The following is a 16,846-nucleotide window of genomic DNA, read 5'->3' as shown; positions in this document are numbered from 1 at the left end:
CAGCGGCGTATGGACTGGACTGAGCTGGCGGAGATAAAGGAAACACGAAGAACGGAGTGATTCGATGTTGACTTATCGTACAGAAGTGAAGGAAGTCTCAGTAGCCGCTAAGCGCTGGAGCTGGATAGTCCCACCTAAGGCTTATGAACTGATTTACGGCTCTAGACGAATTGACGTGTAAGAGATGGGATAACAGTACATGGTGAGATCCCGGAGGGCGTTAGCCCGAGGAAGCTCACCGTACGCCCGTGGAAAGCGAGTGATTTCCCGGCCCTTCAAGCTCTATTTTTATGACGGAAACAGGCAGAATGTATCGAAACTGAGTCTTCCACTATAGGGAGCGTATATGAATATCAACACGGAAATTTAGCGGAGCCTTCCTGAGAAATATTCACTACTCATCTTTAATAGGAAGCTCACTCTCTATAACCACCTTACTGACAGTAATCGAAAGGTTGTCGTCCGTGATATTGACAGCAGGGTCTAACCATAATTTCACCTCTTGATGGGCTTCTAAATGGTCCGGCGAAATCTCTTGGCCGTCATCATCTTCCACAACAGCGTCCTCTGCAAGACTGACGAGGCATGGAATCAGCACTTCTCTATCGTCATCATAAATTTGAGGGGTACAGTTCACTAAAAAAGTGTCGTCCTCAATCTGATCAATGAAGGTTGTAAACGATTCGGTTTTTTCATCATCAGTATCGCTGCATCCGGCTATTAGAGGGAGGAGCATAAACAAGAGAAAAATTTTCATTTTACGGCGCTCCTTTTTCATAAATATATGTGTCAGGAGTCGTCAAAATATCTTTTTTCATTGTCCTTTCAAAACTTCCCTCCAATGAACACGCCGAGTACAGGATATATGCTCAGGTAGAAAAATAGATTTTTGTACACACCATCTTCTGTGAAATCGGTGTCGAGAGCCCATATATTTAACGCCACAACCAGACCCCAGCCAAGCACTCCACGAGTGATGACGTATGGCCACAGCCCTTTCTGCCTGGTCTTGTGCCAGCGTGCTTGTTTCTCTTCCTCGGTTTTCTTAAAATCTTTATACATATATTGAAAGAGTGCCAGAAGAAAGAAACCTGCAAGTGTGTTCACAGTCAGCCCCAAATGATTTTCTGCGACAGATGCTCTATAAAATGCCCAGACGGCTGCCCCTAGCCCAAATAGGTAAAGATTAAAAAACCAAATTTATTTCTCACCATCATCATCCTTTATGAAAAGGCTCTGCTAAATAACGCTCATTTGAACATCAAAAACCACCTTGAACATAGCTTGCAAAAAAATAAACCTGACGCTCATAAAGAGAATCAGGCTTCGATTTGATCTTGTTTTCGGTCTTCAAGCCTTGCTGACGCCAGTCCATAAAAAATCCCGAATAACGCCCCTACCAGAACTTCTAATGGCTGGTGTCCGAGCAGCTCTTTCAGCTCTTTTTCTCGTTTCACAAATTCTAAGCTTGGAAAATCGCCGGATATTGTTTCGATATTATCCTCCAGGTCATTGACCAGACGTGCGATTTCTCCTGTATGTCTCCTTACACCCTGGGCATCATACATGACGATCGAACCGAAGACCACAGCTATAGATGTTTCGATATGTCTCGTCCCGCGATTAGCGGCTACGTAGCTTGCCAGTGAGGCTACGCCTGCTGAGTGGGAGCTTGGCATGCCGCCGGTTTGCATGATGGGTTTCAGCGACCATTTCCCTGATACTTTTTTATGTGTCAAAATTTTCAAACCTTGTGCAAGTGCGATGGCTGATATGGATGTCATAATTCCGCGGTTCATACTAGTTCCCTCCGTTTATCTCTTTTATAATCTCCTTTTTGTTTGATACCCTTCTCGCAGTATTTTATTCAATATATAATCAATTTCTAATAAGAACGGAATTCTCTTTAGGAGAGAGAGTTTTTCAATCAAATGGCAGGGTAGGGGAAGGCTTAGCTTCGAGATATTTGAGTGGGTTAGGAGCTCCGGGAAACGGATAGCATTCCGTGGGCGTGCGATGAGCCTCCTCGGACGTCCCGTCTTGCGGGATCTCTCCAAGCATTCTCTTCCCATTCCCCACCGCCCTCACTATATAGGTGCATCTCGAAATCACTAAATATAATAAATTTCTTAAATATTAGTGGCAAAATTATGATTCAATACTTGATTATGGTTTCCGTACCTTCCAATCGTATGGTGGATGAGAAAATAGTGAAACTCCAGTTCCTGCCCAGTACCAGCGCTTTACGGCTAGTGGGACTTCCTTCACTTCGTTCAACTTGTGTCCTTTATCTCCGATAGCTCAGTTTTCTATATCCCAGTTCTGTGAGAATCAGCATATGTTTGCTTTACCTTGAAGCGGTTTCGAGATACTTATTAGGCAGAGGGGCGGGAGGAAACGTGAGACTCCTGTGGTATGAGCGGGACAGGTGAGACCCCGGAGAGCGAAGCTCGAGGAGGCTCAGCGCCCGCCCCACGGAAAGCGAATCGTTTCCTGCAGCCCCATACTCCCATTATGTCTCGAAATTAAGTACTCCTGATAAAGGAGCTTAAATGAAAAAATCAACAAAGCAATTGATGTGAAATCGAAAAAATACGAGCCTCTCAAAGAGACTCGCATTTTTATAAGAATTAGTTGATATACATATCTACTCCAGGTCCAAAAGGAATGCCGAAGATCGCGAAAACAAGAAGCAGCACAATCCAGATGGCGAAGAAGATAACGCTATATGGAAGCATTAATGAAATTAACGTTCCAAGACCAGCCTTCTTGTTGTATTCCCTCATAAAGGCGAGAACGACAATGATATATGGGTTCATCGGCGTAATGATGTTCGTCGATGAGTCAGCAATACGATAAGCAGCCTGGATGAACGCAGGGTGGTAGTCTAAATAATAGAACATTTGCAGGAAGATAGGAGCTTCCAAAGCCCACTGGGCGGATCCGCTGAAAATCAACAGGTTCATGAATGCCGTTAAGATGGAGAAACCAACAACGATCGGAAGTCCTGTCATATTCATAGCTTCCAGCGTATTCGCTCCGCTGACAGCTACCCACGTTCCGATGTTTGTCCAATCAAAGTAAGCGATAAATTGAGCGGCAGCAAAGATCAATACGATAAATCCTGACATATCCTTCATAGCATTGCCCATGTAACCGGAAATGTCATTGGTAGATTCGATCTTTTTCACTGTAACCCCGTAGGCAATGCCTATAGCAATGAAGAAGAATAAGATAATCGGAACAATACCATCAAGGAAGGGCGACGGTACGAGTCCGCCTTCTTCACTTCTTAATGCAGAGTTCGGCCAAGCAATTGCTGCGACCAGTACAGCAAGGAAAATTGCTCCGGTAATGATAGCATTGCGGAAACCTTTTTGTTCAAGCTCTGTCACTTGTTCAAGCTCACTTCCACCTTCACCTTCATATTTTCCGAGGCGCGGTTCAATGATCTTTTCAGTGATGAGTGCGCCCGTAATAGATAATACGACAACGGAAGCGATCATGAAGTACCAGTTATCAACGGGGGTAACAACAATACTGGAATCTAAACCTTCCATAACTTCAGTAGAAATACCAGCCAGCAAGGCGTCTGTTCCTGTAATGATGAAGTTGGCAGTAAAACCAGAACCTACACCTGCGAACCCGGCAGCCAGACCGGCAAGCGGGTGACGTCCGATTGTATAGAACACCATGGCAGCTAAAGGAGGGACGATGACGAACGCGGCATCTGAGGCCAGGTTACCCATAATCCCTACCAGGATAATGGCGTATGTGACTAACGATTTAGGCGCTTTTAAAATTGTGCTCTTAATAGCTGTTTCAAGAAGACCGACTTTATCGGCAAGTCCGATACCTAACATCATAGCAAGTACCAGGCCAAGCGGTGCAAAGCCGGTAAAGTTATCGAGCATGGAAGTTAGTATATATTCCAGCCCTTCTCCGGACACCAGACTTTTGATTGCTACTTCTTCTCCTGTACCTGGTTCTTCGACGGATACGCCGAATAACGATACGATCCATGAAAAGAAGATTGTGAATACAGCCAGATAAACGAACAGCATAAATGGCTCTGGCAGTTTATTCCCGAGCTTCTCAACTCCATTTAAAAATCTCGCCATTCCCTTGTTGTTTTTTTCTTCAGTCGTCTTACTCATATTTTTCACCCTTCCTTCTGATTTTGGAAAATTTCCTTTAATCTTCCGTTTTTATTTAAAAATTCACCAGTAACCTTCATTCTCTTTTTTTCAAAAAGTTACTGTGGGACAAACTGATACACTTTGCGAGGTCGTCCGCGTTCTCCGGATTGGGACTCACCGGCTTGTTCCACGATACCGACCCGTTCCATTTCAGAAAGGATCCTGCGGCCGTTTCTCTCTGTGCTTTTCAACCATCTGGACAAATCTTGTGAAGAAAACTGATCCCTCCCATACTGCTTGGCGTAAGCCAAGATCTTAGAAACGACTCCCGGACTCAAATTAGCGTCTTTCATTCTCTTTTTCCAAGTCGGTCCAAGTTCAGTGGTTTGATAGACGATCTGGTCTTCTTTCTGTTTGAGGGAAATCGATTGGTTTTCATCAACGACGAGAATCATCGGTTTCTCAAAATCTTTTAAGCTGCGAAAGCCGAGGCTGACGTGCTGTTCCGCCTGTAATACCGTTTCGCCGAAACCTATGGACACTTTGGCCTGCAGGTTCGTCTGCGCACGGATATCATCAATCAAGGTGAACAAATCGGCTTCTGATTCCTTGCTCAGTTCGCCGCGGGTCGTGAAGATGAAAAACAATCCATCACCCATCTGCATGACCGACCCGTTCGTTTTTTCTGCGATGGAGAGCAGCTGTCTTCGGACATCAAGCTCCTGGAACTTGGTTTTGAAAGAATAAGTGACGTCTTCAGGCTGATTCGGATTCATCTGCATACGGCATCCGATGATCGCCACTTGGGAATTCCGATAAAGGTTGGATTGTGCACGTTCTTCTAAAAACTGGATAATCATTTTGATGGATAAATAAGATGGTGTCACGCGGTAAACGGGTATTTGCTTTGCTTTCAATTGCAGATAGACGTCTTTGATTGATGTAATGACAACTTCCGTTTGGCCCGCTTCGTATAGATCAGTATGGAATTGAATGATTTCTTCTGGGCTTTTGCTTCGTTCAAATGGGTGGTTGTAGTGGGTCAGATTATCAAGTTTATAGTATGAGAGTATTTTATCGAATTCTTCAGTTGCAATCGTATCTATGCTTACCCGCCTATATACTTGGTTGGCTGTCAATTGAGCTTCTAATAGGATGCCGAAGAAACTGGATCCGTGAAGAGGGGGGTAAGCTCCTTCCTCTTCGGTAATTAAGTGTTGGTCCATTGCGTACGTGTAGTTGAGCACACCGGAGAAAAACCACTGATCGACGTCATAGCGATGTTTCAACAGGGTGTCTTTTACTTCATCAAGCTGTTCGTAAGGGTAAGGCTTGAACGATATATGATCGAATTCTTCGGCTACATACATGATCCGTTCAAGCGAGTCATGAGGGGCGATGACGCCGATCGTCGTCTTCATTCCCAACGCCTCGTTTCCTCACGCAGATATTCAGCGATAACATGTGATCCTTTTGACAGATCTTCGAGTGTTGAGAATTCTTTCGGATGATGGCTGACCCCTTCCTGGCATGGGATGAAAATAAGTCCGGACGGCCATTTCTGGGCCATGTTCATGACATCGTGCCCGGCACCGCTGTCCATTGTAAATGGCTTTAATTTAAGGCATTCCGTCACATTAGTAAGCTTCTCGTGGATCGCAGGGTTTAGAAAAACGGACTCATTGTTGACGAGTGTATGAATATCTACATTCACCCCGCGATCTTCCTCGATTTTTTGACAGAAAGCCTGAATACGTGCAGCGAGTTCTTCTTTCAGGGAATCCTCTACGCTGCGAATATCAATGCCAAGTACTACTTCCCCAGGAATGACGTTCATTGCGTTTGGTTGCAGCTGCACCGTACTCACTGTCGCCACAAGCGGTGTTTTATGTTCCCTGTTGATTTCGTTGGCTTGTTCTTCAACGAAAGTGATCAGAGGGGCGATAGCTGCAAAAGCATCGACGCGATTTGTCATCGGGGTGGTGCCTGTGTGGTTGGCCATTCCAGAAGCCGTCACTTGCAGACGGATCGGGCAGGCGACTCCACGGACAATTCCGATGTCCGCTTCGTTATTTTCAATTTGTGTTCCTTGTTCAATATGAAGTTCTATAAAGCTCTCAAGTGCCTTAACAGGCTGCTCCGCTTGTTCAATACAATCCCAGGATAATCCAAAAGCTTCCACGGATTCTTTAATCGACATGCCGTCGACGTCTGTGACATCTTCAACTTCTTTTTTGTTTAAAATTCCGGACACGGCTTTGCTCCCGATTGTTGATACGCCAAACCGAGAAGATTCTTCTGAGGCAAAGCAAATCACTGTCATGTTTTTCGCGGGCTGGAACTCCTGATCTTTTAATATTTTGATCGCTGCGAGACCGGTGAGGACGCCCGCGACACCGTCATATCCTCCGCCGGAACTGACGGTATCTACGTGAGAGCCAACTGCGACAGTAGGAGCTTCGTCGTCCACTTTCCATGTGGCCCAGACGTTGCCTGCCTGATCGGTGTGAATGTGTAAGCCGAGTTCCTCGGCGATTTTTATAAAAGCTTGATGGGATTGTTTTTCTTCTTCCGTGTAACTCAACCTTGTAAAACCATTTACATAATCCATTTCATCTGTAAGGTTAAGCTTTAATAAGTGTTGATTCAGCCAATCATGCAATCGAATTTCCTCCTTTCACAATATGGATGTACGTATCGACAGCAACGGTCAATACATCTTCTTCAAAATCAAAAGCAGGGGAGTGGTGGTTGTCGGGTAATTGAGTACCGAACAGCATATACGTAGCCTGACCACCTTGCGCCTGAACGGCATTCATCATAAAGCTTGCATCTTCGGAACCGGAAACAAATGCGACTGGCTGAACTTCTTTAATGAAAGAACTCGGTTGCACAACTTCCGTTATAAAAGGAACGAGTTCTTCGTCACACACCATTTCTTCCGTTTCCCCGACAAATTCGATCACTGCTTTTGTATCATGCATCGATGCAACTGCTTCGATCATCCGCTTCGCTTCTTTTTGCATGAAGCGGTTGATCGCCTGTGTTTCTCCCCGTGTTTCAAGTTCCAAATAGCCCCGGTCGGAAATGATGTTCCTTCCGTTGCCCGCAATCAGCTTTCCTACATTTATACGGCTGACTCCATCACTGTGCCGTGGAATCGTATAAAGCTGGACAGCCGCTGTTGCAGCTGCTAAGAGAGCATTGCGTCCATCCTCAGGCTTCATGCCCGCATGAGAAGACTGCCCTTTAAACTGAACATTCAGCTTTGAGGAGGCGAGAAATCCCTTCGTTGAAGCGGCAATTGTACCTACAGGCAGAGAGTGGATACCGATGTGTCCGGAATAAAAAGTATCGACACCCTCGAGCCACCCTTTATCGGTCATCGCTTTCGCTCCGCGTCCACCTTCTTCCGCCGGCTGGAACAACAGGGTGAATTTACCGTTCAACTCATCGTGATGCGCCGCAATGTAATGAGCCAAGCCTAATCCAATTGTTGTGTGGCCGTCATGACCGCAGGCATGCATGATACCTTTTTCATTGGATGTGAAGTTGTGTTGATAAGGAAAATGATGTTCATCTTCCGCTTCCTCAATCGGCAGGGCATCTATGTCAAAACGGAAGGCAGCATGAGTGCCGGGTTTTTGTGTATCCCAAACCGCCACCAGACCTGTATGGCCTCCGTGCATTTTTTCTGCCCATTCGGTATCGATTCCTGAGTCCTTTGCTTGCTGCTCCTGGTTTTTAAGGTCGGTTAAAGGCGGGACTCCATAACGTGACTTACTATCTAAAGCGTCTTTCCCTGCATATATCTTGAAGCCTAGCTGCTCCAGTTCTTTTCCTATGGTGCAGGTTGTACGGTATTCCATGAACCCGAGCTCAGGATTTTTATGAAAATGACGGCGCCATTCGGTCAGCTTGGGCTGAATGCTTTTTATAAAATCTTCAGCAGCCATCATGTTTCCTCCTTTTTAGAAAGGGTTAGAAGCGTATCAAGTGCTACTTGAACCAAATACTGACTGCCAATCGGCAAAGCCTTTTCGTTCAATTTAAAACCTGGATCGTGAAGCGGCTTCTGATTCTCAGAATCTTCTATTTGAGTTCCGAGCCAGATAAAGGCTCCGGGATACTGTAACAAATATCTGGAGAAGTCTTCGCCTGCCAATGCAGGGTCAAGGGAAGGAGCTGCATCTTCTCCTAATAGATTTTTGGCTGTGGACCTGGCCTGCTGCGCCCATTCCGGCGTATTGATCGTAGCCGGGTAGCCATCCAAATATTCCACTTCCGCGGTGCCTTCGAAAGCATCAGCGGTTTGTTCGATAATGGTGTGGAACCTTTTTTTGACCAGTTGTTTGATATCGGGGTTAAATGTCCGAACTGTACCTTCGAAGGTGACTTGATCCGGGATGACGTTGTACCCGTAGCCGCCCTCGATCTTTCCGATCGTAACGACAGCGGAATGAAGCGGGTTGACGCTTCGGCTGACGATGGTCTGGAGGCTTGAGATGACTTGATTCGTAATGATCAGTGCATCGTTGCCGTCATGAGGCATACTGGCATGGCCGCCTTTTCCTCTGATGGTTACCTTGAAACGGTCTGACGCTCCCATCATTTCTCGATCGCGAATCCCCACTTGTCCAACAGGAAGGCTGGGCCAGACGTGCTGTCCGTAAATGACATCCGGCGTGTATTCATCAAATACACCGTCATCCATCATCGGTTTTGAGCCGCCGTGTGGAGAATTTTCTTCCGCCGGCTGAAAGATGAGCAGCACAGTTCCGCTGATCTCCTTCTTCATGTTCTGAAGTGCATATCCTGCCCCTAAAAGCATGGCAGTGTGGGCATCGTGTCCGCAGGCGTGCATTTTACCGGGATTTTCGGACACCCACTCATGGTGGTTGGTTTCCTGGATTGGCAAAGCATCCATATCGGCCCGCAGCGCCACCGTCCCGCCGGGGAGATCTCCTTTAATGATGCCGAGGATTCCATGTTGTGCAAATCCGTCCTGCCATTCAATGCCGAACTCACTGAGCTTCTCCTTAACTAATGAAGAGGTATGGTGTTCTTCATTACTTAATTCAGGGTTTTTGTGTAAGGTTCTGCGAATATCTATAATGTTGTTCTCAATAGAAGTGACTAGGTCTTTGATGGTATTCAAAAAAGAACCTCCTTTTAATTAAGGAAAATTTCCTTTAATGTTCCGTTAATAGTAGTATAACAGAAAAAATAAAAAAATCACCCTTTTTCGACGAAATTTTTAGAAAATTCTTTCTAAATTGACCAGGGGAAGGGATTTGAAGTGTGATGAACACTAGTGTTAGGGGGGAGCGTTAGTTGGGATGTTTCATATTGTGAGTGTTTTAACTAATAATATGCGTTCACCCTTGCAGTAGTTGATTGGAGGGAATATGACATTCTCATACATCCATATAGCAGATATAGAGACCCTTAATCGTTTGCAATTTTCGGAGTCTATGGCGTGAATCCGTTCATAAACATCATAGGGAGACTATCCAGCTCCAGCGCTTAGCGGCTACTGAGACTTCCTTCACTTCTGTACGATAAGTCAACATCGAATCACTCCGTTCTTCGTGTTTCCTTTATCTCCGTCAGCTCAGTCCAGTCCATACGCCGCTGAGAAAAGCTCTTCCGCTTTTACAACAGGAGTCTCCCAGCTCCCCAACCACCCCAGTCGAAATAGAATGAACGAACCCCATTTTCCAGAAAGAGTGACTTCCACTTATCCTGACACATAGAAATGTTGCTTTCTATAAAGAAGTTTTCAGCATGGGACACTTGTTACGAAGCCACAATAGTAAGCTTTTAATAGGTCTGTCCTCAATTTGTAACAGCAACGGAAGTTTCCGTTCCACTTAATCATCGCAAATAGCTCCGGGAAATGGCGAGACTCCTGTGGGAAAAGAGTGCTTGGTGAGACCCCGGAAAGCGTTAGCTTGAGGAGGCTCACTGCGCTCCCACGGAAAGAGAGTCATTTCCCGGAGCTCTACCTACTGTCAAACATAACGGAAACAGCCCAGACGTCTCGAAACTGAGTCTTCCACAATTTAACTTTTATCCAAGAAAAAAGCCCTGAAGGGACAAGTCCTTCAGGGCTTTCATAGCATTATCCGACGCTTTCAATTCTGTCCAAAGGGACGAATTTCTCAAGCTCTTTCATCTGTTCAGGGTTTAAAGGAAGCATTGGAAGTCGTACATCTCCAACCGGTACACCCTTCATATTCAGAGCAGCCTTCACAGGAGAAGGACTAGGATGAGCGAAAAGCGCGTTCATAATCGGAAGTAATTTACGGTGGGCGGCCGCAGCGTATTGTACGTCGCCCGTCTGGTAGCTTTGGACCATTTGCTGCATTTCATTTCCGATAATATGGGAAGCGACTGAGACTATGCCGTTTCCACCAATAGCTAGAATCGGCAGCGTCATGCCGTCATCGCCGCTGTATACTGTGAAATCATCTGATGTACGTGTGATGATTTCCGTAACAGCATCTAAATCACCGCTTGATTCTTTCACAGATACGATGTTCTCGATTTCTGATAAACGAACGATCGTATCAGGACTCATGTTCACGACGCTTCTCCCAGGAATGTTATAAAGCATCACAGGAAGAGAAGTGGATGCAGCAATCGTCTGAAAGTGCTGAAACAGCCCTTCTTGAGATGGTTTATTATAATAAGGAGCGACGAGCATAATGGCATCGACACCTGTTTTTTCTGCCTGAATTGTCAATTCTACGGAAGCTTTTGTAGAGTTAGAACCCGTTCCTGCAATGACAGGTACTCTTCCGTTAACAGCTTTTACAACAAACTGGAACAATTCAATTTTCTCTTCTGAAGTCAATGTAGGCGATTCGCCTGTTGTGCCTCCGACTACTAACCCATCTGAACCGTTGGAAATTAAATGATTCACTAAAGTTCTCGTGGCATTGAAGTCGATTTCACCCTTTTGGTCGAACGGAGTCACCATGGCGGTCAAGACTTGTCCGAAATTCATAATTCCACACCCTTTTGCAAAATTTTTTTAAATGTAGAGGTGACAGGACCATAAGCCATAAACGCAAAAAAACAACAACGAAGGGTCCGCTGTTGTTGAAGAAACAAAGTTAAACGTAAAATTGTTCCTACACCAGATAGCCCTCCATACAGTTACCCATATGACAGTCCTGTATTTATTCAAAAGCAGAACCAGTTTCAAGAGAATGAGACTCTTTCCACTTCGGCAAATGCCCCTTTCCACAATGTTCCCAGGATCTCATTATCCTCCCATTATGTACTGATGGTATTTGCACCTCTATCCTCGCTCCAAATAGATTGAAGGAGAAATATTTAATTGGTTGAACTATAACAGAAATTCAATGCAAACACAAGAGAACGCATGGAATTTACGAATAATCACTGCTTGTGTTCTAACATTGGTTTGATTTCGGCCGCAGCGGGATAAGTATAGTTATATTGTCCATTTTTAATATGACAAATAATAGGTTTTGTTGTCTTTATTTTACAATTTAGTGAATGAATTGCGACAAAAAATCGAAAAAAGTGTGATGTTTCCGTGACAATTCTACCAAGCTTATCTAATAATCTACTTTTTTTGCTATACTGATGGCAGTGATTATGTATAATTAAAGCCATTGTGCCTTTAAATATTCAAAGAAAAGGAGTGTAATCCTCAGTGAAAAGCATGAAACAACTTATGAAAAAAGGATTGGCTTTAGTTCCACTTAGCCTTGTTTTATTTTTAAGTGGGTGTGAACTGGCTGTTCTCGATCCAAAAGGGCCAGTCGCTCAAACTCAATACGACCTTATCATGTATTCTATTATATTCATGCTGTTTATCGTTGTTGTCGTGTTTGGTGCCTTCGCCTTTATGGTCATCAGGTACCGCGAGAACCGTCCGGGTCGAAAGGAAAGCGACTATGACCCTCACATGCACGGGAATAACTTAATTGAAATAGTTTGGACCGTTATTCCTTTCGTTATTGTCATCGCTCTCAGTATTCCAACGGTGGATTCGTTATTCGAATTAGAGAAGCCTCCTGAGGCAACTGCAGGCGAAGAACAGAAAGAGCCTTTAGTCATTTATGCTACCACGGCAGATTGGAAATGGTTCTTCAGCTACCCTGAAGAGAACATAGAAACAGTCAATTATCTTCACATACCGACAGATCGTCCGATTGAATTCAAGCTTTCCTCTGCTGATGCTATGACAGCCTTATGGATTCCGCGTTTAGGCGGTCAGAAGTATAACATGGCCGGCATGGAAAATACGCTGTATCTTCAAGCGGATGAAGAAGGCGTTTATGACGGGAGAAACTCTAACTTTAACGGTGAAGGCTTCACGAAGCAGACCTTTGAGGTTTACGCCGAAAGCGAAGAGGACTATGACAGCTGGGTAGAAGAAACCCAATCCAGTGCGCCAGAGTTGACGCAGGAGGAATATGATGAACTGCTTAAACCAGGACTTACGGTAGAAGCCGAATATTCTTCTACACACTTGGAATTTGTTGATCATGGCACGAATGATGGCCGCGACTATGCCATAGAACGTCATTACGACTTGTATGGTGATTTGATGCACTTATATAGTGATCAGGAAGCAGAAGACTTTATGGATGAAGAAAATGATGACGATCATGAAAGCTCAGTAGAATAGAAAGAAGGTGAGAACACATGCAATTAGATGAATTTTTCGTAACCGGCGAACCGCTCATTTACGGGGGGATGGTATCCATTGCCCTCGTAACTATAGCTATCCTTTTCATTTTGACTTACTTTAAAAAGTGGGGATGGTTATGGCGCGAGTGGCTGACAACCGTTGACCATAAAAAAATAGGTGTTATGTATATTCTTAGTGCCCTGGCCATGTTGTTCCGCGGAGGCGTAGACGCAATGATGATGCGTGTACAGTTGGCGTTTCCGAACATGAACTTTTTAAACGCCCAGCACTACGACGAAATATTTACGACCCACGGCACGGTCATGATTATCTTTATGGCGATGCCATTCTTAATTGGACTGATGAACATAGTTGTCCCTTTACAAATTGGAGCAAGGGACTTTGCTTTTCCTTATTTGAATGCCCTTAGTTTCTGGTCATTCTTATTTGGTGCCATGTTGTTCAACATATCTTTCGTTATCGGTGGCTCACCGGACGCTGGATGGACAAGTTATACACCACTAGCTGGTGCTGCGATGAGTCCAGGTCCAGGTCAGAACTTTTACTTGATGGGCTTACAGCTTTCAGGTATCGGTACATTAGCGACTGGTATTAACTTGATGGTAACGATTTTAAAAATGAGAGCTCCGAAAATGAAAATGTTCCAGATGCCGATTTTTACCTGGTCAACTCTGATTACATCCTTCATTATCGTATTTGCTTTCCCGATTTTGACTGTCGCTTTAGCTCTTATGACACTTGACCGCATATTCGGAGCACAGTTCTTCACGCTGACGGGTGAAGGAATGCCGATGATGTGGGCGAACTTGTTCTGGATGTGGGGACACCCTGAAGTTTACATTGTTATTCTGCCTGCATTCGGGATCTTCTCTGAAGTTATATGCACGTTTGCTCGAAAGCAGTTATTTGGTTATAAAGCCATGGTGTGGGCGATCATTTTGATTGCCGGCTTGAGTTTCGTAGTATGGGTACACCATTTCTTTACAATGGGTGCCGGAGCCTTTGTAAACTCAGTGTTCTCAATTTCCACCATGCTGATTGCGGTACCGACCGGTGTGAAAATATTCAACTGGCTTGGAACCTTATATAAATCAAAAATTAAAAACACAGTGGCTATGATGTGGGCGCTCGCCTTTATTCCAAGTTTCGTCATCGGCGGAGTCACCGGTGTAATGCTTGGAATGGCGTCAGCGGACTATCAGTTCCACAACACCTATTTCTTAGTGGCTCACTTCCACTATGTATTGATTGCAGGTACTGTATTCGCCTGTTTCTCAGGGCTCGTGTTCTGGTATCCGAAAATGTTCGGACACAAGCTTAATGAGAGAATCGGAAAATGGAGCTTCTGGTTTTTCGTAATCGGATTCCATGTTTGTTTCTTCCCGCAGTACTTCGTCGGTTTAGACGGAATGCCGCGTCGTGTATTTACGATCATTCCAGAATGGATGCCGCTGAACATCATTTCTACAATTGGCGCATTCGGAATGGGAATAGGTTTTGCAATCTTTGTTTTCTGTATCCTTTACAGCTATCGTTACAGCGAGCGTGAAAAGTCTGGAGACAGTTGGGATGATGGTCGTACGCTAGAATGGGCGACGCCGACTCCTGTACCGTTCTATAACTTTGCAACCTTGCCTGAAATTGATAGCCAGGATGCCTATGTGAAGTTGAAAGAAGAAGGCAGAACTACATTTGAAGAAGATAAACTTGAACCTATTCATATGCCTAATAACACTGGGCAGCCAATTATCATGATGGCATTCCTGTTCTTTGCAAGCTTCGGTCTTGTATTTGAATGGATGTGGATGGCGATTGCCTTCTTAATCGGCGGACTCATCATGATGGTGGTGCGTTCCTTTGATTATGACGAGGGTTACCACGTTGAAGTAGATGAAATCAAGCGTATAGAACGCTCGGCAAGGGGGTTATAATATGAGTTCTCATGAACTGAAAACAGGCCCTTTGGAATATAGAAGACAGGAAGATCAAATGACCATTCTCGGTTTCTGGATATTCCTGGGCGCAGAAATCGTATTGTTTGCGACACTCTTTGCCACTTATGCTGTATTATTCGGAAGGACGGCAGATTCAACGCCTCCAATGGAATTGTTTGAACCAGGTATTGTCTTGATTATGACATTCCTGCTTCTGACAAGTAGTTTTACATGCGGGCTGGCTATTCACGAAATGCGAAGAGGCAACGCAAAAGCTTTAAGAAACTGGATGATTGTGACGTTAGTTCTCGGTACAGCATTCTTAGGCTTTGAGATCTATGAATTTATCCATTATGCTCACGAAGGTGCTACTATGCAATCCAGTGCTTATTGGTCCGCATTCTTCACGCTGGCCGGAACTCACGGATTACACGTAACCCTCGGCATCGGCTGGGTCATCCTGCTTCTTATTCAATTAGCGAAGCGGGGTCTCACTCCAAAGACGAGCCGTAAATTCTTCGTTATTGGATTGTACTGGCACTTTTTAGATGTCGTGTGGATCTTTATTTTCACAAGTGTCTATTTGATTGGGATGGTGGTTTAATATGACAGATCATAATAAACGAATCCCCACTCAGCACGTTATCGGTTTTGCTTTATCCATCGCATTGACATTACTAGCTGCCTGGACGGCACTAGGATCCAATTTATCAACGATGTGGATTATATCAAGCATCATGATTCTCGCTGTCATTCAAGCTGGAATACAGCTGTTCATGTTTATGCACGTAGTTGAATCAGACAGTCATAATGGTCACGTGCCTTGGAACATGATGTTCCATGGTGCAGTATTGGCTGCAATTCTTGTGGCAGGTTCTCTATTCGTTATGTCATTCGGGTTCACCCACGACCATGATGGGGAGAACCATGAACAGCACGAGCAGCAGGACAGCGGAGACCACAGTGATATGGATATGGAAGGCGATGGAGAGCACGAAGGTCACTAGAGCTTTTAAATAAATTTGGTGGTGATGTAGTTGGAATTTAATCAAAAAGTGAATAATCAGGAGAGTCAATATGCCCCTGAGCTTCCTAGCAAATATATCGTCGGTTTTATGCTCTGTATTATGTTGACTGCCTTCTCATTATGGGGAGCTGTTTATTCAAGTTATTCACCGAAGCCTTTACTTTATGCAATTGCCGCCTTCGCTTTCTCACAAGCGATCCTACAACTACTGCTTGTTCAAGGAAAAGCTTTGTTCAATAGATAAATGTTCCACAAAAAGCCCGCTGGCCTGATCTTCAGGCAGCGGGCTTTTATATATTTTCTCCATTTAGGGGGAGACTGTTTTATTGGTAGCTTTTTTGCAGTTTTTCTTCTTGCGTTTTAACCACATAGATGATGAACATGATCCAGCCGATTTGGGAGACGAAAAGACCCGCGTAAAAAATCAGCCATAGTGGTGAAAGTGTCGGCGGTGCTACATTAAATACAGCTTGGAAATAATACATCCACATTCCAACGAGCAGAACAGACTGCAGAATCGCTAAAGGTAATTTTTTAAGTTTTATAAACAAGAAAGGTGTAACTGTTGAAAGTAAAAGGAAAACCATGACGATATCCATATCATACAACTCCTTTGGTGAAAATAAAATGTAAGCGCATACTTATCTTTGTTCTTATTGTAACAAAAAATTCTTAAAAAAGACACATAATGTTCACAAATAGTTATTTATTTTTATTCTACCCCATATGAGCCTGGTGCTAACCCTCTTTTGCATACAGCCATCCCATGAAGCACATGACAAAAATAATTCTCATTTAAGCTGTTGTGGTTTAGTATAGAGACAGGTAGTTTTTATTTGTAAATGTGCAAGAGAGTTTCGTGATTTTTGATTAGAGAAATGGGGTCTTGGAAATAGCTCGCTTTCCGCGGGGAAGACGGCAAGCCTGGATAGGCTACACTTATTTGGACAGTTTCGTTAAGGTGAGTTACACTTTACTAAATATTTCAATTAAGGAGACTACACATGACCCCAAGGAATCGCCGTAACTTTACAGATGAATTTAAGAAGCA

15 protein-coding genes and 1 riboswitch are annotated in these 16,846 nt (G+C 44.3%); of the genes, 5 read left to right on the top strand and 10 right to left on the bottom strand.

From position 1 onward, the window contains the following. Nucleotides 1-394: 394 nt before the first annotated feature. From LF817_RS19305 to dapA, 9 genes are all read right to left on the bottom strand, one after another. Complete coding sequence (locus LF817_RS19305; protein ID WP_253937445.1) at nt 395-757, bottom strand: hypothetical protein; 363 nt, start codon at nt 755-757, stop codon at nt 395-397. Between the two features lie 68 nt (nt 758-825). Further along, nucleotides 826-1,107 carry a hypothetical protein gene (locus LF817_RS19300; RefSeq protein ID WP_253937444.1) on the bottom strand — a complete coding sequence of 94 codons (282 nt, stop codon included), beginning with the start codon at nt 1,105-1,107 and terminating at the stop codon, nt 826-828. Between the two features lie 212 nt (nt 1,108-1,319). Beyond that, nucleotides 1,320-1,799 carry a divergent PAP2 family protein gene (locus LF817_RS19295; RefSeq protein WP_253937443.1) on the bottom strand — a complete coding sequence of 160 codons (480 nt, stop codon included), beginning with the start codon at nt 1,797-1,799 and terminating at the stop codon, nt 1,320-1,322. Nucleotides 1,800-2,630: 831 nt separating this feature from the next. Beyond that, nucleotides 2,631-4,157, bottom strand: coding sequence for an AbgT family transporter (locus LF817_RS19290; RefSeq protein ID WP_253937442.1), 1,527 nt, complete (start codon nt 4,155-4,157; stop codon nt 2,631-2,633). A 98-nt stretch (nt 4,158-4,255) separates the two neighbouring features. Continuing rightward, nucleotides 4,256-5,560 carry a hypothetical protein gene (locus LF817_RS19285; RefSeq protein ID WP_253937441.1) on the bottom strand — a complete coding sequence of 435 codons (1,305 nt, stop codon included), beginning with the start codon at nt 5,558-5,560 and terminating at the stop codon, nt 4,256-4,258. Then, complete coding sequence (locus LF817_RS19280; protein ID WP_253937440.1) at nt 5,557-6,801, bottom strand: M20 family metallo-hydrolase; 1,245 nt, start codon at nt 6,799-6,801, stop codon at nt 5,557-5,559. The genes LF817_RS19285 and LF817_RS19280 overlap by 4 nt, the downstream gene beginning before the upstream one ends. Further along, nucleotides 6,794-8,095 carry an amidohydrolase gene (locus LF817_RS19275; RefSeq protein WP_253937439.1) on the bottom strand — a complete coding sequence of 434 codons (1,302 nt, stop codon included), beginning with the start codon at nt 8,093-8,095 and terminating at the stop codon, nt 6,794-6,796. Before LF817_RS19275 ends, LF817_RS19280 begins: the two co-directional genes overlap by 8 nt. Further along, a complete protein-coding gene (locus tag LF817_RS19270; RefSeq protein WP_253937438.1) occupies nt 8,095-9,297 on the bottom strand; it encodes a M20 metallopeptidase family protein in 1,203 nt (400 codons plus the stop codon). The genes LF817_RS19275 and LF817_RS19270 overlap by 1 nt, the downstream gene beginning before the upstream one ends. A gap of 966 nt (nt 9,298-10,263) precedes the next feature. Beyond that, the gene (gene dapA, locus LF817_RS19265; RefSeq protein ID WP_253937437.1) at nt 10,264-11,151 is read right to left on the bottom strand and encodes a 4-hydroxy-tetrahydrodipicolinate synthase; all 888 of its coding nucleotides are present in this window, start codon (nt 11,149-11,151) and stop codon (nt 10,264-10,266) included. 129 nt (nt 11,152-11,280) lie between these two features. Then, a riboswitch (Lysine riboswitch) is annotated at nt 11,281-11,459 on the bottom strand. A 379-nt stretch (nt 11,460-11,838) separates the two neighbouring features. Here dapA and qoxA point away from each other — a divergent pair. From qoxA to LF817_RS19240, 5 genes are read left to right on the top strand one after another with little or no spacing between them, the layout of a single operon-like run. Beyond that, nucleotides 11,839-12,810, top strand: a complete 972-nt coding sequence (qoxA, locus tag LF817_RS19260; protein ID WP_253937446.1) for a cytochrome aa3 quinol oxidase subunit II — start codon at nt 11,839-11,841, stop codon at nt 12,808-12,810. A gap of 17 nt (nt 12,811-12,827) precedes the next feature. Continuing rightward, entirely contained in the window at nt 12,828-14,765 is a 1,938-nt protein-coding gene (gene qoxB, locus LF817_RS19255) for a cytochrome aa3 quinol oxidase subunit I (protein WP_253937436.1), read from the top strand. Between the two features lies 1 nt (nt 14,766). Then, complete coding sequence (gene qoxC / locus LF817_RS19250) at nt 14,767-15,372, top strand: cytochrome aa3 quinol oxidase subunit III (RefSeq protein ID WP_253937435.1); 606 nt, start codon at nt 14,767-14,769, stop codon at nt 15,370-15,372. A gap of 1 nt (nt 15,373) precedes the next feature. Further along, nucleotides 15,374-15,775 carry a cytochrome aa3 quinol oxidase subunit IV gene (gene qoxD / locus LF817_RS19245; protein ID WP_253937434.1) on the top strand — a complete coding sequence of 134 codons (402 nt, stop codon included), beginning with the start codon at nt 15,374-15,376 and terminating at the stop codon, nt 15,773-15,775. A 30-nt stretch (nt 15,776-15,805) separates the two neighbouring features. Beyond that, entirely contained in the window at nt 15,806-16,039 is a 234-nt protein-coding gene (locus tag LF817_RS19240) for a hypothetical protein (protein WP_253937433.1), read from the top strand. A 79-nt stretch (nt 16,040-16,118) separates the two neighbouring features. Here the strand turns inward: LF817_RS19240 and LF817_RS19235 are convergent, their stop codons facing one another. Beyond that, the gene (locus tag LF817_RS19235) at nt 16,119-16,394 is read right to left on the bottom strand and encodes a hypothetical protein (RefSeq protein WP_253937432.1); all 276 of its coding nucleotides are present in this window, start codon (nt 16,392-16,394) and stop codon (nt 16,119-16,121) included. Nucleotides 16,395-16,846: the final 452 nt, after the last annotated feature.

The organism is Halobacillus sp. A1 (assembly GCF_024189295.1).
In the GTDB taxonomy this organism is placed as follows: Bacteria; Bacillota; Bacilli; order Bacillales; family Halobacillaceae; genus Halobacillus_A.
The sequence above is the reverse complement of the archived record's forward strand: the minus strand, read 5'-3'. Positions and strand labels throughout refer to the sequence as shown.